The 21681-nt window shown below is 52.6% G+C and carries 22 protein-coding genes and 1 pseudogene; 5 read left to right on the forward strand and 18 right to left on the reverse strand.

Translation table 11 applies throughout. The annotated features are described in order from the left end of the window. Position 1 precedes the first annotated feature (1 nt). The 6 genes from ACP26L_RS18390 to ACP26L_RS18415 form a co-directional block, all read right to left on the reverse strand. On the reverse strand, positions 2–145 hold the full coding sequence (locus tag ACP26L_RS18390; RefSeq protein ID WP_426454707.1) for a hypothetical protein: 144 nt from the start codon (positions 143–145) through the stop codon (positions 2–4). Then, positions 142–951, reverse strand: a complete 810-nt coding sequence (locus ACP26L_RS18395; RefSeq protein WP_426454709.1) for a DeoR/GlpR family DNA-binding transcription regulator — start codon at positions 949–951, stop codon at positions 142–144. Before ACP26L_RS18395 ends, ACP26L_RS18390 begins: the two co-directional genes overlap by 4 nt. Next, the gene (locus ACP26L_RS18400) at positions 952–1998 is read right to left on the reverse strand and encodes an ABC transporter ATP-binding protein (RefSeq protein WP_426454711.1); all 1047 of its coding nucleotides are present in this window, start codon (positions 1996–1998) and stop codon (positions 952–954) included. Further along, positions 1995–2801 carry an ABC transporter permease gene (locus ACP26L_RS18405; RefSeq protein WP_426454713.1) on the reverse strand — a complete coding sequence of 269 codons (807 nt, stop codon included), beginning with the start codon at positions 2799–2801 and terminating at the stop codon, positions 1995–1997. The genes ACP26L_RS18400 and ACP26L_RS18405 overlap by 4 nt, the downstream gene beginning before the upstream one ends. After that, entirely contained in the window at positions 2798–3652 is an 855-nt protein-coding gene (locus ACP26L_RS18410; RefSeq protein ID WP_426454715.1) for an ABC transporter permease, read from the reverse strand. Before ACP26L_RS18410 ends, ACP26L_RS18405 begins: the two co-directional genes overlap by 4 nt. A gap of 72 nt (positions 3653–3724) precedes the next feature. Further along, complete coding sequence (locus tag ACP26L_RS18415; RefSeq protein ID WP_426454716.1) at positions 3725–4858, reverse strand: ABC transporter substrate-binding protein; 1134 nt, start codon at positions 4856–4858, stop codon at positions 3725–3727. A gap of 354 nt (positions 4859–5212) precedes the next feature. Between ACP26L_RS18415 and ACP26L_RS18420 the strand changes: the two genes are divergently transcribed. Beyond that, positions 5213–7687 (forward strand): S-layer homology domain-containing protein, encoded by a 2475-nt coding sequence (locus ACP26L_RS18420; protein WP_426454717.1) that lies wholly within the window; start codon positions 5213–5215, stop codon positions 7685–7687. A gap of 130 nt (positions 7688–7817) precedes the next feature. On the opposite strand, the gene ACP26L_RS18425 is transcribed toward ACP26L_RS18420, so the two are convergent. The 7 genes and pseudogenes from ACP26L_RS18425 to ACP26L_RS18455 form a co-directional block, all read right to left on the reverse strand. Next, positions 7818–8216, reverse strand: a complete 399-nt coding sequence (locus ACP26L_RS18425) for a MerR family transcriptional regulator (RefSeq protein WP_426454718.1) — start codon at positions 8214–8216, stop codon at positions 7818–7820. A gap of 25 nt (positions 8217–8241) precedes the next feature. Beyond that, positions 8242–8601, reverse strand: a complete 360-nt coding sequence (locus tag ACP26L_RS18430) for a carboxymuconolactone decarboxylase family protein (protein WP_426454719.1) — start codon at positions 8599–8601, stop codon at positions 8242–8244. A 176-nt stretch (positions 8602–8777) separates the two neighbouring features. Then, complete coding sequence (locus ACP26L_RS18435) at positions 8778–8876, reverse strand: YjcZ family sporulation protein (protein WP_014651926.1); 99 nt, start codon at positions 8874–8876, stop codon at positions 8778–8780. Between the two features lie 541 nt (positions 8877–9417). Continuing rightward, the gene (locus ACP26L_RS18440; protein ID WP_426454721.1) at positions 9418–9711 is read right to left on the reverse strand and encodes a hypothetical protein; all 294 of its coding nucleotides are present in this window, start codon (positions 9709–9711) and stop codon (positions 9418–9420) included. A 72-nt stretch (positions 9712–9783) separates the two neighbouring features. Continuing rightward, positions 9784–10492: pseudogene (locus tag ACP26L_RS18445) on the reverse strand (DNA alkylation repair protein). 50 nt (positions 10493–10542) lie between these two features. Beyond that, positions 10543–11061 (reverse strand): cyclase family protein, encoded by a 519-nt coding sequence (locus ACP26L_RS18450; protein ID WP_426454995.1) that lies wholly within the window; start codon positions 11059–11061, stop codon positions 10543–10545. Between the two features lie 449 nt (positions 11062–11510). Then, positions 11511–11675 carry a hypothetical protein gene (locus tag ACP26L_RS18455; protein WP_426454723.1) on the reverse strand — a complete coding sequence of 55 codons (165 nt, stop codon included), beginning with the start codon at positions 11673–11675 and terminating at the stop codon, positions 11511–11513. A 267-nt stretch (positions 11676–11942) separates the two neighbouring features. Between ACP26L_RS18455 and ACP26L_RS18460 the strand changes: the two genes are divergently transcribed. Then, complete coding sequence (locus tag ACP26L_RS18460) at positions 11943–12104, forward strand: hypothetical protein (protein ID WP_426454724.1); 162 nt, start codon at positions 11943–11945, stop codon at positions 12102–12104. 71 nt (positions 12105–12175) lie between these two features. Here the strand turns inward: ACP26L_RS18460 and ACP26L_RS18465 are convergent, their stop codons facing one another. The 4 genes from ACP26L_RS18465 to ACP26L_RS18480 all read right to left on the reverse strand — a co-directional run bounded on the left by ACP26L_RS18465 (position 12176) and on the right by ACP26L_RS18480 (position 18284). Continuing rightward, complete coding sequence (locus ACP26L_RS18465) at positions 12176–13408, reverse strand: multidrug effflux MFS transporter (RefSeq protein ID WP_426454725.1); 1233 nt, start codon at positions 13406–13408, stop codon at positions 12176–12178. Positions 13409–13739: 331 nt separating this feature from the next. After that, positions 13740–14111, reverse strand: coding sequence for a VOC family protein (locus ACP26L_RS18470; RefSeq protein ID WP_426454727.1), 372 nt, complete (start codon positions 14109–14111; stop codon positions 13740–13742). Between the two features lie 466 nt (positions 14112–14577). After that, complete coding sequence (locus tag ACP26L_RS18475; protein WP_426454729.1) at positions 14578–16851, reverse strand: rhamnogalacturonan lyase; 2274 nt, start codon at positions 16849–16851, stop codon at positions 14578–14580. A 41-nt stretch (positions 16852–16892) separates the two neighbouring features. Continuing rightward, complete coding sequence (locus tag ACP26L_RS18480) at positions 16893–18284, reverse strand: glycoside hydrolase family 4 (RefSeq protein ID WP_426454730.1); 1392 nt, start codon at positions 18282–18284, stop codon at positions 16893–16895. A gap of 165 nt (positions 18285–18449) precedes the next feature. On the opposite strand from ACP26L_RS18480, the gene ACP26L_RS18485 reads away from it, so the two are divergent. The 3 genes from ACP26L_RS18485 to ACP26L_RS18495 all read left to right on the forward strand — a co-directional run bounded on the left by ACP26L_RS18485 (position 18450) and on the right by ACP26L_RS18495 (position 20571). After that, positions 18450–19301, forward strand: coding sequence for an AraC family transcriptional regulator (locus ACP26L_RS18485; protein WP_426454732.1), 852 nt, complete (start codon positions 18450–18452; stop codon positions 19299–19301). 271 nt (positions 19302–19572) lie between these two features. Then, entirely contained in the window at positions 19573–20052 is a 480-nt protein-coding gene (locus tag ACP26L_RS18490; protein WP_426454734.1) for a sugar-binding domain-containing protein, read from the forward strand. A gap of 21 nt (positions 20053–20073) precedes the next feature. Next, entirely contained in the window at positions 20074–20571 is a 498-nt protein-coding gene (locus ACP26L_RS18495; RefSeq protein WP_426454735.1) for a glycoside hydrolase family 2 TIM barrel-domain containing protein, read from the forward strand. Here ACP26L_RS18495 and ACP26L_RS18500 read toward each other — a convergent pair. Continuing rightward, the gene (locus ACP26L_RS18500; protein ID WP_426454737.1) at positions 20568–21371 is read right to left on the reverse strand and encodes an aminoglycoside N(3)-acetyltransferase; all 804 of its coding nucleotides are present in this window, start codon (positions 21369–21371) and stop codon (positions 20568–20570) included. The two genes, ACP26L_RS18495 and ACP26L_RS18500, sit on opposite strands and share 4 nt — an antisense overlap. Positions 21372–21681 lie beyond the last annotated feature (310 nt).

Here is a 21681-nt window from a genome sequence, read left to right on the forward strand (position 1 = left end):
ATTAGTGATCCAGCCATTCCTTCGTATGCAGCGCTGCAGGCTGGCCATTGTCAGCCGATGTTGCTTGAATTGCATGTGCCGTACGTTTCAGCCAGCCGAAGGAATACGGCCCTTCCTCCAAGTGGAAATGAAAATCAACCTTCATACCCATTCCTCCTCTTCTTTATCCATCGCTCGCACCCACTGAACATGTTTCCGGGCCAGCTCTCCCGCCCACTCAGCAGGACACGGAGCATCCGTGACGATCACATCGACTTTCTCCAGCGGCACGATATAGGCAAACGTATTGATGCCAAGCTTGGAATGGTCGGCCAAGACAATGACCTCCTGTGCGATTTCGGCGAAAGGGCGTGACATGGATGCCTCGTTAGGGTCGAAGTCAGTGACGCCATGGGTAAGGGAAATCCCGCCAACCGACAAGAACGCTTGGTCGACACGGAACTGCCGGGCCATCTGTTCACAGATCGGACCGTTGACCGCCTGCTGCTCCGGCTTTAGCTCTCCTCCGAGCAGAATCACTTTGCCCGAAAATCGTTCTTGGCCCCCCTGCTCCATGAGGCCTGCCGCGACCGGCAGGCTGTTCGTGAGCACGGTCAGCCTCATTCTCCCCCGGATCGCTCTGGCGAGCTCAAGCGGGGTCGTTCCGGCTTCAATGGCAATGGTGCTGCCGTCTTCAACAAGCTCCGCCGCAGCCCGGCCGATGGCTTCTTTGCCCGCACGGTGGACCTTTTGTCTCAGCTCATAAGGGGCTTCACTGTTGTGAAAGGCCGGCTTGATCGCTCCGCAGTACACCCGTTTTAACTTCCCTTCATTCTCCAGCGCGGCCATATCGCGCCGCACCGTCTCGGTGGAGACCTCCAATTGAGCCGCGAGCCCGACGACTATCGCTTTTCCTTCCCTCTCCAGCCAGTCTAAGATATACTGCTTCCGCTCTTCCGCTAGGAGGGACACTTACGCGTCACCCAATTCCAGCGGCTGGCAGTCCGCCAAATGAATCTGAAGATGGACGGCGGTGCCTGTCTCCAGCCATGTTCTCTGGCTCCCGTTTAATGTATCCACGGTTACGGGAGTACCGTTCACCTGTACGGTGTATCGAATAATATTGCCAAGTACAGCCAGCTCCTCAATATGGCCCTCTGTGTGCAGATCAGTATCTATGCGGGATGTAGGCTCCTCGGCCGCCGCAGGAGAAATTCGAATCGCTTCGGGACGGATGGCCAGCGATTGGCTGCCCCTCTTCGCTTCCCCGCCCCGCCAGGAATGCAGCTGCGCTGGGGTCAGGATATTGTAATGGCCGATGAAACGAGCGACGAATTCGTTCTGCGGATGGGTGTAGACCTGCTCTGGAGAGCCGAGCTGCACGATACGCCCCTTGCTCATGATGCAGACGCGGTCCGAGAGGGTCAGCGCTTCCTCCTGATCATGCGTTACGAAAATCGTCGTCATCCCGAGCTCCCTCTGAATCCGGCGAAATTCGGAGCGTACCTGCTTCCGGATTTGGGCATCCAGCGCGCTGAAGGGTTCATCCATCAGCATGAGCTTAGGCTCGACCGCCAGAGACCTGGCGAGCGCCACCCGCTGCTGCTGGCCGCCGGACAGCTCATAGGGATACGATGCAGCCCGATCCTCCAGCCCGACGATCCGCGCCATCTCTTCCACCCGGCGCTGAATGTCCGCTTTTGATTTTCTTTTCATGAGCAGGCCGAACGCAATGTTCTCATAGACCGTCATATTGGGGAACAGGGCATACGATTGAAACACCATCCCGACCTCGCGCTGCTTGGGCATCAGAGTGGTTATGCGCCGCTGGTCCAGGTAGATTTCCCCCTGCTCCATCGGCAGCAGGCCGGAGATGCACCGGAGCAGCGTACTTTTGCCGCAGCCGCTCGCTCCAAGCAGCGTTAGCAGCTCCCCTTGCTCCACATGGAGATTTAGTTCGTGCAGGACTGTTGTTGTTTTGAACTGATGTGAAATGCCCTCTAAACGTAAATAGCTCACGAGACGTTCCCTCCGCTGGCTCCGAACAGTCGCTTACTAAGGCGAATCCATAGCACGGACAGGAGCAAAATGATGAGAAAATATGCCATGACGACAGCACTGGCCAAGTGGCCGCTCTCGTTCAAACGGCGGTACAAGTAAATTTGAATGGTCTCGAATTGGCCTCCGATCAACAGATTCGCGAGTACGAATTCCCCGAACAGCACCGACAGGGACAGCAATGCGGATACACTGACACCGGGCAGGATCGCAGGTAGAATAATACGCCGGAAGGCGGTCGACGTATTCGCCCCAAGCAGTTCAGCCGCCTCCATGAGCTCCAGTGAATTCACGGTACGCAGACTGTTACGGATACCCTGATACATGTATGGGAGAATAGCCACAAAATAAGCGCCCATGAGGATCCATACAGTGCCGGATATGGCAACAGGCCCCGAAGAATACAGCTTGATTAATCCGACGGCGGCGACGACCCCGGGTACCGCATAAGGAAGGAGAACGAGCATTTGCAGCAGGCGCTCCCAGCGGGGTGCATAAACCGATACCACAAACACAGCAGGCAGCATGACAAGCAGGCATACCGCTATACTGGCAAAGCAGATCCATAGCGTGCGCAGCAGCGCCTGTCCGAACCGGGCATCATGAAACAAATCGACATACCACCTAAGAGTCCACGTCTCGGGCAGCACGGTCGTTTGCCATTGCCCCGAGATCGAATAAAGCAATGTCGCCAGGAGCGGTATGAATAAATAGATGATTGCGATAAGTAAAATGAAATGCGGCCACCTTCGGCTGCTCCTCATTGCAGATCCCTCCTTACCCGGCGCATGAACATCTCGTTCGCCCACATCGCAAGCACCATCATGGCCCCGAGCAGCACAGCAAGGGCACAGCCTAAGGCTGGCCTAGTTACGACGTTACCGGCAACCAGAGCCCCGATGCGGATCGCAAGCAAATTATAATTCCCTCCCACTAGGGCGTAAGCCGTCGCATAGGCCCCCATCGCATTGGCGAACAAGATCGTAAATGTTCCGGCAATGCCCGGAAGCAGAATCGGGAGCGCAATTCGCCGCCAGAACGAAAAACGACCGGCTCCGAGCAGGGAAGCGGCCTCCTTCCACTGCTCGTGGATGCCATAGAAGGAGGGATATAACAGCAGCGCGCCCAGCGGCACTTGAAAATAGACGTAGACCAGCGCAAGTCCCGTCCACGAGTAGAGATCAAACCCCTCGAATACGGACCAGCCCCAGGTTTTCAGCAAAATCGTAATAACCCCGTTATTTCCAAGCAAAATAATATACGCGAAAGCAAGCGGCAGCCCGGCGAAGTTAGAGGTCATATTCGAAATCGTAAGAACGGTGTTTCTTGTCGTGTCCGACGACCTCGCAATGGCGTAGGCCAACAGCAAGGAAGCGGCAATGCCGACCGTACTGGAGTAGAACGAGATCAAGAGGCTGTTCGTAATCGCCTTCACATAGAATGGATTCGTGGTAGCAGTAACATACTGCTGCAAAGTGAAGGCAGTGCCGTCGTCTGACCGAAAGCTGTTCAGGATCATAGCGGCTGCCGGGAGCATCTCGAACAAAAGAATCAGTAACAAGAGTGGTAGAAGCGCGATAACCAATGTGATTGGACTTATTTGTCGATGATTCATAAACGGCACAGCTCCTTAGAAAAAACAGCTACCTTCTTCCAGCGAGAGAAGGTAACTGCCGGTTGACGTTCATTAATTTAAGTTAACCAGTACTTTTTCTTCCCACATCTGAGGAATGGCTTTCGAGGTGGTGTCCCAAGCTTTGAAGTCCTTGATCGGCCGGGCGTTTTTATACTGATCGATAGGGATCATCTTACTGGCTACATCGTCAGGGAGCTTGACATCGTCGCGGATCGGGCGGGCGAAGCCTTTGGCGAGGTTAATCTGACCGGCATCGCTAAGGATGTATTCTCTTGTCAGCTTCGCAGCGTTCGGATGCGGAGCGTATTTGTTGATAATGGTCGCATAGCCTCCAATGACGCTGGCCTCTTTGGGGATGAGGATATCGTAATCATTCGATTTCAGCTGGTCTTTGTAGCCGAGAGCATTGAAGTCCCATACGAGTGCAACCTCGACTTCACCCTTCTCGAAGTTGGCTACTTTGACTTCAGATAAGGAAATGCGCTTCTGTTTGGACAGCTTCTCGAAGAAGTCGATGCCCGGCTGAATGTTCTTCTCGTCGCCGCCAAAAGCCATCGCAGCTGCCAAAATAGCCGTCTGTGCCTGGGATGCTTTGGCTACATCACCGATGGCTACTTTGTAATCGCCTTTCAAAATATCGTCGAAGCTTTTCGGTGGATTCTTGACCAGCTTCGTATTCGTCATGATCGCTATGGTACCTTGATAGCCGACAACCCAGTTGCCGTCTTTGTCCTTCGCCCATTCCGGGATTTTGTCCCAAGTGCTGGGCTTGTACGGTTGAACTACACCCTTCTCGACAGCAACTGATGTGAAGGCCATTCCCACGTCGCCGATATCCGCAGTAGGCTTGTCCTTCTCTGCTTCGAACTTGGCGATCTCTTCGGCGCTCGACATGTCGGTATCGGTATGCTGGATCCCATACTTGGTTGAGAGCTCGTTCCAAGTGTCTTTCCAATTCGCCCAAGTATCAGGCATGCCCACGCTTACGACCTTGCCTTCCTGCTTGGCTTTCTCCGTAATTTGGTCCAGCGTCAAGGTCTTGTTGGCGTCCTCCGCAGCTGCGGGGGTCGTCGATGCTGCAGGCGTGGCCGTAGTGCCCGCCGTCTTCGAATCCGTCGCGCCGCATGCGGTGAGCACACTGAGCAGCGCAGGTACTACCATCAGGCTGATTGCTCTGCGGTTCATTCTCTTGCTACCTCCGATTTTTTTACTTTTGTGGTTTGTTGTGATTTTCTGCCGTTTGTTGTCTAAGTCATCATATGCTCCATTTATTATCGCTGATTGAGATTCATTTGAAGTTTAAGTAAAAGCCGACCTCCTGACGGTATCAGAAAGAGTACAATTCCCCTATGAAGATGAATGATACCGCTTACATGAATGGGCATAAGGTTCGGTATACTTGTTTGCGTTTCATGCTGAATCGTTCAGGAAAGGAGGCGGAAGGTCCAGTCTTTCCTTAGGTCGCAGTCGCAAATGAATTCGAATCTCGTATGATGGAGGGTGTTCACGGCAATGAAGCGGTTATCCTCGATATGTTCCATGATTCTTATGGTCTTCTCTCTGGCAGGCACAGCCGTCGTCTTCCCCACATCGGGCCAAACCGAGGCGGCCGCAGCGCAATCCTCGTCCGATTTCAAGGATGTCGAAAGCCTGCCGCAAGATGTAAAAGGTAAATTGGACGCCCTGCTTCACGACGGCGTGTTTGACGGGACCACGGATGACGTGTTTGGTGTGGATGCCCTAATGAACCGAGCCCAGTTCGCCAAAGTCGCGGCCCTCATTTTCTCGCTCCCTGTCGACCCATCGCTTTCGCAATCTTCCTTTGCCGATGTAAGCGCGGACGATCCGGTCAACGGCTATGCCCTGCCTTACATTGAAGCGCTTAGAACAGCCGGGCTCACGAACGGCGTCGATGCGGAAGGTAAACACTACAACCCATCGGGTACCGTAACCAGGCAAGAGCTGGCTGCCTTCTTCATCCGCGGGCTTAAGTGGGAAACCAACGCCAACAGCGCGGCCCCCATCGCCGACCCCACCGTTGATGATTGGGCCAACGGTTACGCTGCGTATGCGATGGATAAGAAGCTTATGGACGGTCTGCCGAATGGAAGCTTCGGAGGCAGGACCGAGGCCACCCGTCTTATGCTTGCGCTCACCAGCTATAACGCGAAGCAGGCTGCGGCTGGCGGGGCAGTTAGTGGCAGCGGAAGCGCTATGCCCCCTGCGCTGCCAGCCGGCATCCCGGTGGCACCTACAGGGATTGAGATCGATGGCGATGGCGTACATCTAAGTGCAGGGGATACGTACTACGACGCCGATGGGACAATCACGACTACGGGACAGCAGCCGGTCATTCCCCTGATCGTGACGGGTCCGGACAATTACGAGTTTACGCCTAGTCAGATCGAAACCTTATACAGCAGCGGGTTTATTGCGGCCGCCGCCGCGGGCGGTATCGTGCTCGACAACCCGGTGATCGGACAGAGCGACGGCGGGCTCGGCAAGATTGTCATCAAGGAAGTGCAGTCCGAGGGAGACGTCACCATCGCGGTGAAGCTGCCCTACGCTCAAGCCGGGAACGCGGCAGCAAGCCATACGTTTCAGGCAGCGTCCATGCGGGTTCCGGCAAGCATCGAGGTCAGCTCCAAGGATTTGATCCTGTTAGCAGAGAATGAGCAGCCGCAAGGCTTCACTTTTACGGTCAAGGATCAGTACGGTAAAGTATTTAAAGCGCCGTCCTCGCAGGATACCAGCCGCTACACCATCCATTATAAGCTGGAGCGGCTGTCCGGCCTGCCGAGTCTGCAAAGTGCAGGCGGAGTGTTCGATAGGTCGTGGGAAGAACGGACTTCCGCCAATGCTGCAGACCCGAATCATACGCAAACGTGGCAGCTCCCGATCGAAAAGAGCGGAGACTTCTACAAATTTATGATCAAATCCAATCTTACTCCGGTAGGCCCGGAAGGCTCTGAGTATTCCCTATCGGCTGCCGTCATCAACCAGGATACCTCCCAGGAGCTGGCTTCGGCCGCGGCCCATGTGGAAGTGCACAATTGGAAGGACCTTGATCCCCTCTTGGAGTACAAGGTCGACATGCTTTCAACGCATTTCGCAGCCGGCCGGTACTTGTCCGAACGCAAGCTGATTGACAGCCGAGCGGATATTGACGCGGTGAATGCCAATTATTCATACTACGGGAAAGAAGTCAGCATCATCGCCACCGACAATAAAAACCGCAGAATTGATCTATCGAAAGTAGTGCGGGATGACTCCGGTAATCCGGCATCCGTGGTGCAGCAAATAGCAGCTTCCACAGATGGCGTACTCCTGGGAGCCCCCGGCATCAATTCAAATGGAATTCCCGTCTACAGAGCCTACGGGATTGGGCCTTCGTCCGATCTGTTCGATCTCAATGTTTCTTTCTACACCCCCGGCGGCATCAAGACACTGCAGAAAACCAAGATCGAAGTCGTCTATGGTGAACCGGTGGCAAGAGCGGTAGCCGTCAAAAATCCGGTGCTTAGCTTCAGTCTGAGTACCAACTACAAGATCCGCAAGCTGGACGGAACCGTTGAAGAGATCAAAGGCTCGGACTATCTGGCCGGTCAGCCTACGATTTGGGAGTTCCTCCGATTCTGCGATTTTAACGGCCTGGACACGAAAGACGAGAGCAATTTCTTCAAATACTTTATTCAAACCACCGACCAATTCGGCAATAAATACCAGAATACCAGCGACAACAAGATATTGGACCTCACAAAAGCCAATGACGTGCTGAAAGTAAAAGCCGTTATCGACACAGACGACAAGTATCAGGCGAAGTGGAGCGTGAAGGACGAAGCAATCCAAGATAAAATCTGGATCGACGATGGGATGCGGCTCCATTATGAGCCCCACGCCAAGCATGCCGATGGAACCTTCGATTATTCGAAGCGGAACCTGCAAAGCTTTGGCATCCAGCTATTCACGCCGTCCGACCAGAAGTCCTGGTGCTATGTAACTCTGAATGATTGATCCGTTTTACAATCAACGTTATTTTATTCGAGTGCTGCACTTACCGGCATAAGACGAAGAGACGATTCCATAATTTCGGAATCGTCTCTTCTTTATTCAGCTGTCGTTTTTCGCAAGTTCAAAGGAAAATTCAGTTCGGCTCTGTTCCTCTCCGCTCTTCCATCTCCCGCTCCAACGCTTTGTAATAATCGGTTTTCTCGTTCAAGGCCTCTAAGTTTACGATAAGCTGGTCGATCTGCTCCCGGATCTGTTGTTTATGGTCCTCGAGCATCCGTCTGCGCTCAGCGACCGTCTCGTCTCCGAGGTAGCGCAGCTTGGCGAAATGCAGCATGTCGCGGATGGGCATACCGGTATCGCGCAGGCGGATGAGGAACCGGAGCCATTCCACGTCCTTTTCGGAATAATAGCGGTAGCCGTTATTTTCTCTTCCAATGGCTCGGATGAGACTGACCCTCTCGTAATAACGCAGCGTATGAGCTGATAGACCGGTCAACTTCGTTACTTCTTGAATGGAATATGTCGTGTTCATCCTATCATTATATCAGAATGCGGCGTTATTTCGCTTCCCCCGGCAGAGTCATGCTGTTAAGGGAGTTCATTGCGTTAATGGCCGTCGGGAATCCCCCGTAAAGCACCGAATGAATGATAACCTCCTCCATTTCCTGCCGAGTCAGCCCTACGTTTGATCCGGCCTCGAGATGTACCCTTAGCTGCGGCTCCCTATTCAACACCGTCAACATCGCTATCGTTGCAATTTCCCGTTCCCTCAGCGTTAACCTCTCGCGGCCGTAAATATCGCCAAACCATTCGACGAGAATGTTCCCTAGATCGCCCAAAGGGGCCACAACCGCTTCGCCTGCATGCCCGTCCACCTTCTTCAACATTTCCATTCCAAATTCATACCGATTTTTCATATGATCATCAGCTCCTTATGTTGTAACTGAATCTCATTCTAAACGTTAGAGCGCGCTCTAAAGCAAGACCTATTTCATCCTCCTTCTCATGTGGACGATTCGTAGTTAGACAAATGGCGCGCACCAGCTTCTGTATGTAGTAAAAAGGCGCCCAACTTGGGCGCCCTTTAAGTTACTTAGATGACAAATGCAGTAGAGACAATGACAAGCAGGATGAAAAGTACCAGGATAACCCCTGTACTCGTAAATCCGCCGCAACCTGCACCATAACCCATAGCAGCCGCCTCCTTCCTGGTTAGCTTACTGCAGTGTATGGGATTCTCCGCTTGTCCGGTTTGGACAGTACTTGAAAATGTGTCTTTGTACTCCGTCTCTCGCACATTCTGCTTTTACTAGATTTTCATATATTGTAGTGTTGTCGGATCACCGCCGGTCCACAGCAACCCATAGGCAGGCCTTCTGGAAGGGACGGTTGTGTAAGCACCGTCTCTTCCGTGTTTTTTGATGATAAACGAAGCCGCATCTTACCCTAACGATCCCCCAAATCCCTACACGCGGGAAGATGGTCTTCCAGCCGCTTACCGCGCGTGGGGCTCACCTATGTTGATGCCCGTGATGCCGGTGCAGCGCTCAGGCCCTATCGAACTCCATCCTGGGAAGCGGCCGCCGTTCGTCTGGCCGGCCGCCGTTGTGTCATGGTTCCATGTTCGAATATATTTGGGGCTTGTGCGTTTTGTGCGTCAGATTGCTTTCATTTCATATTGATTGCGCTTTCTTTATGGGTTGGGTTTCGAGCAAACCCAGTGTCATACGTTATCACTCATTATGTTTCATGAGCTGCTTGAACTGGTAGATAATGCACTCCCGAACATTCTTGGGTTCTAATGACTGAATATAAGCAGTCTTAATTGAAATAACAAGCCTGGATGTATGGGCTCTATAAATCAACTTGATCTCATAAGAGGTTTGCTCCATGATAGCCTGGTAGATTTTCAGAGCATAACTTTCAAAATCTTCTTCTTCCGCTTTACAAAAGATTCGAACCAATTCTTCCTTTCCCTCTTCAGTTGGTACATCACTCTGTATCGAATACACTTCTGCTGTTATCAAATTAGCACCCCTATGTACGATCTCACACGCAAATAGTGTTCTCTTTCCGTAGAGCTTATTCCTTGTTTTAGGTTAACACCTTACATGTTTGCGTTTGAAACCAAGCTGCCCTCTGGCTTCTGCCTTTTGAATATTTTCGAAAGCGTTTAGAAACTTGCTTTTTCCCTTGTCTTTTTTGATCTCTACAGGGCCTACTGCCTTCGCAGCTGCGACTGCTTTATCATGGAGCGGCAAATAGGAAGTCGCCACTGTGTATATAAAGTTATTCATGGCATATTTCGTTCGTTCAGGAGCATCGTGAATCGTATTTTCGGCTTGCTCAAGCAGCTTGGCGAGCTTGGTTTCTACAAATTCACTGTCCGGACGGCTGCCCAACAGCCAGCAATAACAACTCCAGCCTGCTGACATTCTTAACTCTTCGCCGCTTCCAATCCACTTGTCGGCAACCTCTTGCGCAATCTCTGCTTCCGACAAAGTGACAGCCACCACATAATCGGACAGCATATAAAAATACGCGGAGTCCATCCAACGATCATAATCCAACCGCGGTCATTGCGTTCGGTTCGGCAATGATGCCGGCAAAGTACATCGCGTCGTAATTTCCAGTGGCATAAAGCTGTTCCGCCAAAGACTGATTGAGCTTGGTTTTCTTGAAGATCGGCTTCATCTCGCCTGTCGCTACGCCGAATAGCGGCTCTCGCGCGCCATTGGACATGTACATGTTCTTGAGTCGTTCCTTGGCAAGAGCTTCGAGCTCCTGCATAACCATTTCTACATTCATTTATCACACTTCCTTTCCTACTTGGAATGTTAAGAAACCGCCTGGCCGGGTTAAGCCTCCACCACCGCGACGGCACGAACCGGGGACCCATCGCCGCACACGATGCGTAAAGGAAATCCGTAGAACATAAAGTCGACTCCAGCGGGAAGACGGTCCAAACCCTGCAGCCCCGTATATGTAACCATTCCGATACCCAGCAGCGCACGCTCCAGTTCTTCTGACAATTCGCCGCCAACGAACTTTGGCCGCAGCAAAGCGAGTCGGTCAAAGCATTCCAGACCTGCGGGTTCGGCGAAAAACAATCCCCGGCCTTCCGGCCAAGCCGGGTCTTCCATCCGTACTAAGCGCGATGCTCCGAAAAATCTCTCCAATGGAAGCTCATCCAATGTCGCAGCTCCGGGGTGCATGTGCGATGGCGCGTCTACGTGTGTTCCGGTATGGGTACCCATCGAAAGCTGCCGCAGTTCCCAAGTGTGACACTCGTAAGTATGAGCTACCTTGACTTTTACCTCGGGGTCACCAGGATAAACAGGCATGCAGTCCGAAATCTGCAGCGACAAATCGATCACTTTCAACTCAGATGACTCCCTTCCTGCAAGTTCATTGTCCACACCACTGCAGCGTGAAGTATGCTTAGTTATTTTTTAGCCATTATACCACCAGAGTGTCTGCCGTATCTAATAATCATCATATCACCCTCAACTCACTTGTTAATATAGATGCAGTTACTACATCTGCTCTCTGTGGTAGAAGATCGCCTGAGCTGAGTATGTTCATAATTTACAGTAATTTAGTAAAATAACTAAAATACATATGGTATATTAAAATTGGAATTTATAACCTTTAATGGAGGTAATAGTCTTGATGAAAAAAGGTTTGTTTCTGGTGTTTTGCACAATAGCTGCATTTAGTATTTCTAGTTCTGCTTCAGCATCCGGTTACGCAGAAATAACGAAAAGACACAGTGGAACTTATTGTTTGCCAATGGCTTATTATAGCGGCGCTCTTGGAAAAGGATTCATCCCTCTAATAAGAAAACAGTTTTACGGCAGTGGGAGTGATGCTTCTTCCGTTTGCTACTATAGAGGATGGGTCCAATAAAGGGATTGTAAAGAACCCCAACTATATTCACTGGTTGGGGTTCTTTTTCTTGAGAGAAATCCAGTTCGAATTCGGTTTCCATAAGAATTCCCCTCCCTCCAATGTCCTCCTGATATGTATAGATGGCCGGAACCTCAGCCCAACCCGTTTCTGTTTCAGCCCTGTCTACTGTGCCCTTTTACGAATGTTTCACGTTCAATTGATGTGGGGTTAACCATTCCTGATGGGAACAAGCTTATAGTAGATTGGAAACGTATTGCAGCAGGCCTCCCAGTGCCTGTAGTTAGGTGAGCGAATGTAACCTGGGACGGTTGAATGCTAAGAGAGCCTGATTGGAGGAGGAGAATCCATGAAGATCTACTATTTGTTTACAGGGACCTCAAGCGGGATTGGTGAAGCTCTGGCGGCAAAAGCATTGCAGAATGGAATGAAGGTATGCGGCATATCACTCGGTATGTCCGGTAATCTTGTTCCTTTCTACCTCAAGGGGCTCAAAAATCAAGGAATATAAAAACCCGCTTCAGTCATTGAACTGAAGCGGGTTTTGGGGATTCCATGCCTGAGCATTGGTCTACGCCTGTCCTAAGATGGGTCACCCTTACGTTGTTCGATTAAATGCGAAGCTGGAGCCGGCCTTCTAACCAAGATTAAGTAGGAGATGACAGCCAGTATACTTGTCATGAATATCGTGATTCCGAAAGGCAGTGCGGAGTTTTCTCCTGCGATCCCTACGAGGGGAGAAGTCACAGCTCCGAGTCCAAATTGCAAAGTGCCTAATACGGCGGCTGCACTCCCTGCAATATGCCCTTGTGACTCCATAGCCAATGTAAATGAAACGGGGCCGATGATTCCAATCGATACGGCAAACAAGAAGATCGAAATAAACAAAGGAAGGAATGGTCCATGTGATAAAACAACAACCAGGATGGCTGCAGTGGTGATAAAAGCCAACAGCAGTCCGATCCGAAATATACGGCGTTCGTCCATCCGTCCGGCCAGCTGTTTGACAAGCTGTGATCCTAAAATAATACCGAGGCCATTTAAGGCAAACAGCACCGAAAACCGTTGAGGTGAGATCTCATACATAGTTTGATAAATAAACGGAGTGCCGGCAACATAAGCGAATACACCAGAGAACAAAATGCCATTGACCAGAGCATACCCCATAAAGCCCCGATCCCGCAGCAAGGTGCCATAGTTCCTTACCACTTCCATAACGCTGCCCGGAACACGCCGATCTGCAGGCAAGCTTTCTTTCATCCCCCAGATGGTCATACACGTTAGAAAAAGCCCTAAAAACCCTAAAAAGATAAACACGCCGATCCATGAAGTGAACGTAGTTACCACGCTTCCGGCAGTAGGTGAAATCAAAGGAGCGACGTTACTGATCATCGTCAGTAGTGCAATGAATTTGACCATTTCTATTCCGCTGTACCGGTCACGAACAATCGCACGGGAGATGACAAGTCCTGCGGAAGCGACGAATCCCTGGAGGAAGCGCAGGGCAATGAAAATACCGATGTTCGGCGAAAAGGCACAAGCCATAGAAGCAAGCAAATACAGAACCATGGAGATGAACAAAGGTTTTCGTCTGCCATAAACATCGCTTAACGGGCCTGTGACTAGCTGCCCTAAACCTAATCCTAACAAGCTGGTAGTTAAGCTCATCTGGATCATCGATGCATTCGTACCAAAATCATTCATCATCTGCGGAAGCGATGAAAGGTACATATCGACCGTAAATGGCCCTAAGGCAGAAAAGGCGGATAACACCAGGGCAAACAGGACAGGATGGTTATGGGTCTTTACATTCATTTAGATAGCTCCTCATTGCGTGCTCTACGAATGGATTATGTAATCAATACATGTTTATCATTGTAAACAGAAACAAACAGGCTGCAATAGTCAATTCCTCGGGCAGTGTGGATTACTCAACAAATCATCAATAATTGCCTATTATCAATACGGCTCCTTATCTCTTCCCCCATCATGAGAATGCATGGAAAGGAATTCTAACCATTAACCTGCTTGTTAGGTGAACGCAAAAAGCACCCACCTGGAAGTCAGGCGGATGCGGGTATATGATGGATAAGGATTGGGTCTGGCGGCCGATCTGAATCAGCCGGAAGGCGGAATGGAGCGTCGACTAAACCTGGCTCAGCGCGCAGACGGCACCGGACGGATCTTCGATTACTGCGTAGCTGCCTTTTCCCTGGCCTTTCGGCCCGGCCAGTACTTTGCCGCCCCTAGTGCGGCACTGCTCCAGGCTGGCGGCCAAATCCTCCACGCCGAAATAAACGAGCCAAACCGGCGGAAGCTTCGCATTGCCGCCCCGCGGATGGCATATGCCGGCGGCCGGCTCGCCTTCACCGGTACTCATGACATAATCGCTGTACTCTCCCATGCTGAGATCCTGATGCGTCCATCCTATAACTGCCTTGTAGAAATCACGAACGTTCTCCGTGCCGCCGATCGTCAAATCCGTCCAAGCTGCCTTGCCCGGTTTGCTCTCCATCATCCTCAGTTCCCTCCAACGCAATGAGATCCGGCTATCGACGACAGCCTACTGCGATTGTAACCGATTTGAAGCGAGAACATCAAATAGCACCGTGACCTAACAGCCAGGTGGATGCGGTTGTTTGATGATTAAAGGGTGCATAGCTTACATATTAAATACTATGTAAACTTTACGCAGTTTTTACTGGTGATTCCCCCTATTCGCTAGTTTTAAGCCCAAGTGCCAGACCAACAGGTTCTAATAAGGTTTGTGGTTTTGAGAAATACTTTTTACGAAGGATGACAGGAGGTGAACTACCAACATGAGCACAAAAACCAATCCTGACAAAAACAATCCAAAGCATACGACATCGCGTTCTAACAATCCGAGCGATCAGGGAAAAAGCCCGGTACAGAAAAACTCTTAATCACCACGGCGTGTAAAAGCAAACATGGCAGCCGGTCCGGCTGCCATCGCAGCTTCAAAGTCACTTACGATGATGACCCATAGCGTCTACACGGGGCAAATGCAGATGGGGAATCGGAACTTGAGCCCAATCGATGTCGGATGCAAAGTAATAGCTGGTATAGCAGGGCTGATTGTATACGACGTTCTGCCATGCAATCCCTGTTCGATACTGAGCATCGTGCATGAGCGTATACAATTTGCGGTCGGTTACTTCGGTGCTCAGGTAGATCCGAATCGCCGAGCTGTCCGCCGTTCGAACCAGCAGCTCTTCCCTCCAATCTCCGAATACATCTGCGACAAGGCACGGATTGCCCTTGGTTCCGTTGTTGGACACGGTTCCTTCCGCTGTAAGCAGCCGGCCCCGGTTCCAATCGTCGATCGATACTGGTTCATCGAACCGGCCGCTGATGATCTGGGTGGTCATGTCGGCCGACCACTTAATGCTCATGTTCGTTCCCGGAATCCCCTTCGCTATCTTCTCCCCTTTGGCCGTTCTCAGGCCGAAGGATTCATCGCCTTCGTATTCTTCGCTGCACCACATTTGGAGACCGCGGCGGGTCGGATCCACCTGCCCTATCAAACCGCGCCCCACGTCCCCTTCCGCAAAGCCGCCGTACAATACCTCGCCCGTCGCCGCATCACGAAGAGTATACCCGTAGGGTCCCCAGGCACCGCTTTCGTGAACCATGAAAATCTCCAGTCCCGGCCGATCCGGATCGATGTTCGCTGCGTGAAGGGCATCGCCGTGACCCAGCTTGGCCATTTTGCCAGGCGTCTTGCTCTCAGGGGGCATCATCCCCCGGGAACTGTACAGAAGGGTTCCGTCATGATCGATGGTTGCCGCCCCATAGATGATTTCATGGCAGCCGTCACCGTCCACGTCCGCTGCGCTTAAGGAATGCGCCCCCTGCTTGGCCAGGCCGCCGAAGCTCTCGCTGCGGCCATCTTCCAGACGAAGCGTGTCACCAAATGGGTTATTCATCGTTAACCAGCCGCTGTCCACAAACCAGTGCTCGTTCAGGGCCGATCCATCCCAGGAATAAGATACGACGGCGGCCCGGGTGTAATAGCCCCGGGCAAAGACTGCGTACGGCTTTGTGCCGTCCAGATAGGCCACACCCGCGAGAAAACGGTCCACCCGGTTGCCGGGCTCTATACGGTTCCAGGAGTAATCCCCCCACATCAGACCGTCATCATGCCGGCCCGGCTTATAGGGGATCGTCTCCAATTCTTCACCGGTCTGTCCGTCGAACACGGTCAAGTATTCAGGCCCCTCGAGAATGAAGCCCTCGAATGCCCGCAGGTTGTTGCGCCCGCTCCGGCTGGGGGCATAGACGTCGATCAAGTAATCGGCCAGCCGCTGCGCATCCTCCTTCGACAACGGATAGCTGTAGAGCGCATCAATCCCGAAGCATGCTTCCAATGTGGAAGGCCAGCGCCCGGCCGCCACCTCTTCATGCTCATGCCAGTGCATAAACACCCGGACAATATGCTCATAATAGTCCGCACTGCTCATCCGATAGTCATCCTTATGACTGTACCCAGCAGCTACATCCTCCGGGGGGATTGTTATGTAGGTTTCAGAAGACGCTCTCCCCTCCCGGTCGTACCGGATGACCTTCGTACCGGGAGCCGTCTTGAACATCAGCTCGGCTTTCCCGTCTCCGTCAAAATCATAGACCAGAAACTGCGTATAATGGGCGCCGGCCCGGATATTCACACCGAGCGCCACCCGGTAGAGCAGGGTTCCGTCCAGCTTATAGCAGTCAATATATACGGGACCGGTGTAGCCCGAATGCGATACGTCCTTCGCGTTGGACGGGTCCCATTTTACGAAATACTCATACTCCCCGTCGCCATCCACGTCCCCGACGCTCATATCATTCGCTGCGTAGGTATAAGCTTGGCCGGTTGGCGTGATGCCATCAGCCGGTCTGCGCAGCGGCAGTTCATAATAGGGGGCCGGCTGAGGGACGACATCGGCGCTTTGGTCGATTTCCTGTCCGTCCACGACGGCACGGACAGAATAAACCGATGCCAGCGTCCCGCTGCGGTCCAGATAGTTGGTGCTGTCCTTCACCGATGCAATGCAGACCCCGTCCCGATACAAGGTAAAGTCGGTGCCGGCCATCCCTCTGTCACGATAGCCGGTCACTTCCGTGCCGAGCAGCCGCCAGCTGAGAAATACTCCTTCGGATACAGCTGCAGCCGCCAATCCCCTGGAGAGGTGCTCCAGCTGCACCTTCGAATTCTTCTTGACGTCGTTATTAGGAATGGCATGGACTGTTTTCATAAAAGCGCTTTCCACCTTCACCTGTGAATTGGGTTCATCCCCTACTTATACCAATTCCTTGGGATGATCTCCTTTTCCTGCTCCAACAGCTCCTTAATGATCAGATCCGCATCATGGATGGAATTCACCAGCGGGTCGGTCATGAACGCCCGTCTCAATTTGGTAAAGCTGCGCTCCACCACCGCCTCGGCGGTTAATTCGTGCGTGTCCAGCACCAGCTCCTGCATTCCCCGGATGCCCCGCGGCATGTCGCCCACAGGAAGCGGCTTGATTCCGTCCGTCAAGCTGACTTCACTCAGGAGCTCCAGGAAGGCGTCATCGTTCATGTTGGATACCGCACCGTGATTGAGCGTATTGATAAAGAACCGTTTGCCCAGATTGCCCACCATGCTTTCGATAATATCCGTCGCATGATCAGGTCCCAGGATCGTCATATAATCTGCGATAGGCGTTCGGCCGGAGATGAAGTCATCCACCTGCCGCCACATCTCCTCATGACGCTGATACCGGTCCTCCGTCTCCCAGATCGATAAAGGCGGAATGGCGTCTTCCGTCTTGCCGAGTCCCTGCCAATAACGGACGTATTCCTTGGTGTGGGCCGTGCAGGTTGGGATCGACCCGAAAATATCATAAAGCTGATAGGTGATGGCGTCGTTATGGAGGGCCTTCGCTCCTTTATCCCCGCCGTCATTCTCCGTTCCGGCCGCCCTCCGCAGGGCTTCGGCGATTGGAGCCATGACATCCTTGCCGTCATACTCCGCCTTCAGCAGCCAGGTGAAATGATTGACGCCGGCTATGCGCATATCGAATCTACGGTCGATCTCTTCGGTGAATTCGCTTGAATGCCCAATAATTCCTGCCCGAACTGCGTAATGGGCTTTCTTATGCGGCATGTGGTGGCTGTCGCACAGCGCGAACGATTTGAGCTTGGGGGCATATCGGCTTAAGGCGATCCCATGCACGGTGGAGGGATTAATATAGTTGATCACCCAGGCATCCGGACAAAGCTCTTCGATATCCTTGGCGCATTCCATAATGACCGGCAGCTCCCTCATCGCCCTGAAGATCCCGCCCGGTCCGATCGTATCCCCGGAGCACATGCGGATTCCGTATTTTAAGGACACTTGGCAGTCGATCCCCCGATATTTGACTGAATCCTTGGCAAAGCTGAGCACGACGAAATCAGCTCCCTGCAGTACCTCTCTCCGGTTCGTCGAGCCTTCGACCTGAAGCGGCACACCGTTTTCCTTTGCCACCATCTTAGCAAGCGTTACCATCTTGGACAGCCTTTCTTCGTCCGTATCTACCAAGGCAAGGGTCCCTTGATTCAAGTAGGGGGACTGCACCATCTGCCAAATCGACTGGCGCCCGAAGAATAAACTGCCCGCCCCGATGACGACGACCTTCGGTTTCGAAATTCTCGTTTCGTTCATGATCAAGCCCTCCTCACAGGTTATATTCTCATTATAAGAACAGGAGTTCAAAACAGAATGGGAGGCGGTTTCAGAAACATGTCAAATAGTACGCTTTCCACGATCCTTCCGATTCCGTGGTATAATACTCCGGCACGTCATATGTCTAATGGTAGAGGTGAACCCATGAATTCAACCATGCCGGTCATGGACATTTTTAATGAATTGTCAGAGTTCATTACCCTTCGCATGAAATCCTGCAAGGAGCTGACTCACGACAGGGATTGGCATGAGCATAAGGCACACTCCGACTATGATCTCTGGTTCATTCAATCGGGAACCGTCAACATTCATATCGGTGAAACCGAGCATACGGCAAACCCTGGGGATGTCGTCTTCTTTTACCCGGGGGTTCCCTATAGAGCAGCTTCCACGGATAAGGGCTGCCGCTTCATTTATGCTCATTTTGACTTTGGAATGGGAACGCAGCAGCGAATACTCAATGACTTTGGGCTGTCGGGCATTATAGCGCGGGAGCTGATCCGGGACGAAGCCGTCCTGTTCGATAACTCCTTTAGACAAGTAGAGCGCCTCGGCGGCACCTCCGGCAATCGGTTACACCTCAAGGCCTGCATGACCGCCCTGATTGCCAAGATCATTGAACTCTATGGAAAAGATCAATATCACGGCACATTTCCAAAGGATAAAATACCAGGTCACTCCCAGGGGAAACTCGACGTTCTGCAGCCGGTGTTCCACTACATCCACAACCATCTCCATCAATCGATCCGAATGAATGAGCTCTCATCGCTGGTCGGCATATCCGAAAAGTATTTCATCTCTTATTTCAAGAAGGCCCTGGGCATTACTCCAGGGCAGTACATCTACCAGATTAAAATGAACCGGGCGAGAGATTATCTCTACGAAAACAAGTATACGGTCCACCAAATTGCCGGCTTTCTCGGCTATCCCGACCCCTTCACCTTTTCCAAGGCTTTTAAAAAGTATTATGACGTCCCCCCGTCCAAGTTTGTGTAATGCTGCATGATGCTCGATTTTTACAAGCGCTCCTCGTTTTTTTCTATTCAGAACCGGGGCTCTGCATGGTACGATCCATATGATCGGTCTAACATCCGGTTGGCTGTGCAGAGCTTATATGTCGAGGGGGAACACACTTGGTCAGGACTTTCAAAGAGCATCACATTCGAGCAGCGGAGCTTTTGGACGGCCGGTGGGATTTTATTAAAGATCCGGATGATGTAGGTCTTCGGGACAAATGGTTTGAGCGATTTCACATGCCTCCGGGTCCATGTACGTTCCGGCCTGCTGGAATAACGAGCTGAACCTGTTCGACTATGAAGGCGTCGCCTGGTACAGGACAACGATCCGGCTTGAGGACACGCAACATGTCAGACTGGTGTTTCATGCGGTGCTGGGTCATTCCGATGTATATCTGGACGGACAGCATCTCGGTTATCATTTTGGCGGCTATACGCCCTTTGAATTCGTCATTCCTTCCTTAGCGGCAGGCGTTCATGAGCTTGTCGTTCGTACGGACAGTACCCTGGACCGGCTGACCATTCCGACGGAACATGTAGACTGGTTCCATTACGGGGGCATCATCCGTCCGGTCGAGCTGCAGCGGCTGCCGGATCTGTACATCGAACAGCTCAAGATCGACTATGAGCTGCATGATGCCGATGCCGACGTCTTCATTCAGGTGCGGATTCGATCCCTGTCGCAGACGAAGCTGAGTACGGCGTTGACATTGATTGAAGGTGACCGCTAGATCTACTCGGAGCAGGTCCAAGTGGACGCAGGACAGACGGTTCACCGTACCGTGAAGCTCCGCTGGACCGATGTGCGGCTGTGGAATGTCGGGCGGCCGGAGCTGTATACGATCCGGGCCCGGACCGATGCTGACGACAAAGTCGACCGAATCGGGTTCCGGCGGATCGAGACGAAGGACCACCGGATCCTCATCAACGGCTCGCCGGTCTACTTGAAGGGTGTAACCCGCCATGAAGAGCATCCGGAATGGGGCTTCGCCTTCCCGCCCAAGCTGATGCAGAAGGACCTCGATATCATCAAGGAGCTGGGCAGCAATTCCGTACGCGGCTCACACTATCCTCAGAGTCCTTATTGGCTGGATCTGCTCGATGAGCAGGGCCTCATCTTCTGGAGCGAGATTCCGATCTGGGGAGCCTTCCTGCCGAACCCGAAAAAAAGGAGAATCCGCAGTCGGATTCTCTCAGCGTTCATCCAGGAAAATAACTTGAAAACACCGCTTTCCGTCAGCGCAGCCTAGGACCTATGCCGCTCCATCCACGCGGCGGCCCAGTCGACCAGCGGACGCTGTTCCAGCAGCCGTACGTCCGCTCCGCCGATCCTGTGGACTGCCAGGCCCCTCTCCCGCTCGTACGCTTCGCCGAGGCGCAGGAAGTCACTGTCGTCAACGACCTGAGTAGTATAAGTGACCCACTCCCTCCTCCCATTGATCCACATGGCGCTGCTCTCTTCCGAGTATCGCTTGGAGGCGAACTGTGCCCGGGTTTCCGCCAGGTGCAGCGAAGTGTTCTTGTCATGCCCTACCCCGATCAGGAGGACATATCCGCTGCGCCGGTACAGCCGCCCCAGCGGAGAGTCGTCGCCGAAGATGTTCGAGAGGTCATGCCCTTCGGTGAGCTCCTCCGCGTACCGGCCGACAGCTGCGAAGGAGCGTGCAGGATGGTCCGACCTCTGCGCACCGGGCCACTTCCGGAGCATCTCCGCTGCGGCCCCCATGCCGACTGCGGGGGTAATGTCCTTATCGTAAGCGGGCCAGTGGGCGCGGATGACCGGCCAGCTCTCTACGGGAGCCTCCCAATGCACGCCGGCAGCGGGATCCAGGTTCCGCCAGGTCTGGGATGGCATCAGGATCGTACCCTCCTCTCCGACCACCTCGAGCAGCGACCGGATCAGCGTTTCGGCCCCTCCGACCACATACCCAAGCCGGCTAAGCGACGCATGGACAATGACTGCGTGTCCCTGCGCCAGGCCGCACCTCTTCCATCCCTCCGCCAAGTCTGCCTGCGTCAGTACCGCCTTCTGTTCAACCGTTTCTCCCATGTTCTGCTGCCTCCTTTATTCGCTTCCTGCTCTCCGTCAACACGAAATAACCCCGCTGTTCTCAGCGGGGTTGTCACCGGATGCGTCCGGGAAGCATTGCCCTTTGGTTTACACATCTTTCTGATACCGGATTATACCAGCAGTTGCGGCCGATGCGCAATACCCCAAACGGAGGAACGTGAAGTTCCGGCAGGGTTGAACTTCAAAGGCCTGCGAAAAAAATGGGATTGCGCCTTCAGGAAGATTATGCTATTTTTGTTCTCGTGGAAACCGGTTTCCTGAAAATTTCATACCCTTGGGGGGCTCATAC

Source organism: Paenibacillus sp. S-38, assembly GCF_049942825.1.
Taxonomy (GTDB): Bacteria; Bacillota; Bacilli; order Paenibacillales; family NBRC-103111; genus Paenibacillus_G.

Bases quoted from the DNA above. Each gene is read 5' to 3' on its own strand.
- ACP26L_RS18390 (WP_426454707.1), bottom strand. From the start codon at position 145: ATGAAGGTTGATTTTCATTTCCACTTGGAGGAAGGGCCGTATTCCTTC.
- ACP26L_RS18405 (WP_426454713.1), bottom strand. From the start codon at position 2,801: ATGAGGAGCAGCCGAAGGTGGCCGCATTTCATTTTACTTATCGCAATC.
- ACP26L_RS18410 (WP_426454715.1), bottom strand. From the start codon at position 3,652: ATGAATCATCGACAAATAAGTCCAATCACATTGGTTATCGCGCTTCTA.
- ACP26L_RS18415 (WP_426454716.1), bottom strand. From the start codon at position 4,858: ATGAACCGCAGAGCAATCAGCCTGATGGTAGTACCTGCGCTGCTCAGT.
- ACP26L_RS18420 (WP_426454717.1), top strand. From the start codon at position 5,213: ATGATTCTTATGGTCTTCTCTCTGGCAGGCACAGCCGTCGTCTTCCCC.
- ACP26L_RS18425 (WP_426454718.1), bottom strand. From the start codon at position 8,216: ATGAACACGACATATTCCATTCAAGAAGTAACGAAGTTGACCGGTCTA.
- ACP26L_RS18430 (WP_426454719.1), bottom strand. From the start codon at position 8,601: ATGAAAAATCGGTATGAATTTGGAATGGAAATGTTGAAGAAGGTGGAC.
- ACP26L_RS18435 (WP_014651926.1), bottom strand. From the start codon at position 8,876: ATGGGTTATGGTGCAGGTTGCGGCGGATTTACGAGTACAGGGGTTATC.
- ACP26L_RS18455 (WP_426454723.1), bottom strand. From the start codon at position 11,675: ATGGAAACCGAATTCGAACTGGATTTCTCTCAAGAAAAAGAACCCCAA.
- ACP26L_RS18460 (WP_426454724.1), top strand. From the start codon at position 11,943: ATGAAGATCTACTATTTGTTTACAGGGACCTCAAGCGGGATTGGTGAA.
- ACP26L_RS18465 (WP_426454725.1), bottom strand. From the start codon at position 13,408: ATGAATGTAAAGACCCATAACCATCCTGTCCTGTTTGCCCTGGTGTTA.
- ACP26L_RS18470 (WP_426454727.1), bottom strand. From the start codon at position 14,111: ATGATGGAGAGCAAACCGGGCAAGGCAGCTTGGACGGATTTGACGATC.
- ACP26L_RS18475 (WP_426454729.1), bottom strand. From the start codon at position 16,851: ATGAAAACAGTCCATGCCATTCCTAATAACGACGTCAAGAAGAATTCG.
- ACP26L_RS18480 (WP_426454730.1), bottom strand. From the start codon at position 18,284: ATGAACGAAACGAGAATTTCGAAACCGAAGGTCGTCGTCATCGGGGCG.
- ACP26L_RS18485 (WP_426454732.1), top strand. From the start codon at position 18,450: ATGAATTCAACCATGCCGGTCATGGACATTTTTAATGAATTGTCAGAG.
- ACP26L_RS18490 (WP_426454734.1), top strand. From the start codon at position 19,573: ATGTACGTTCCGGCCTGCTGGAATAACGAGCTGAACCTGTTCGACTAT.
- ACP26L_RS18500 (WP_426454737.1), bottom strand. From the start codon at position 21,371: ATGGGAGAAACGGTTGAACAGAAGGCGGTACTGACGCAGGCAGACTTG.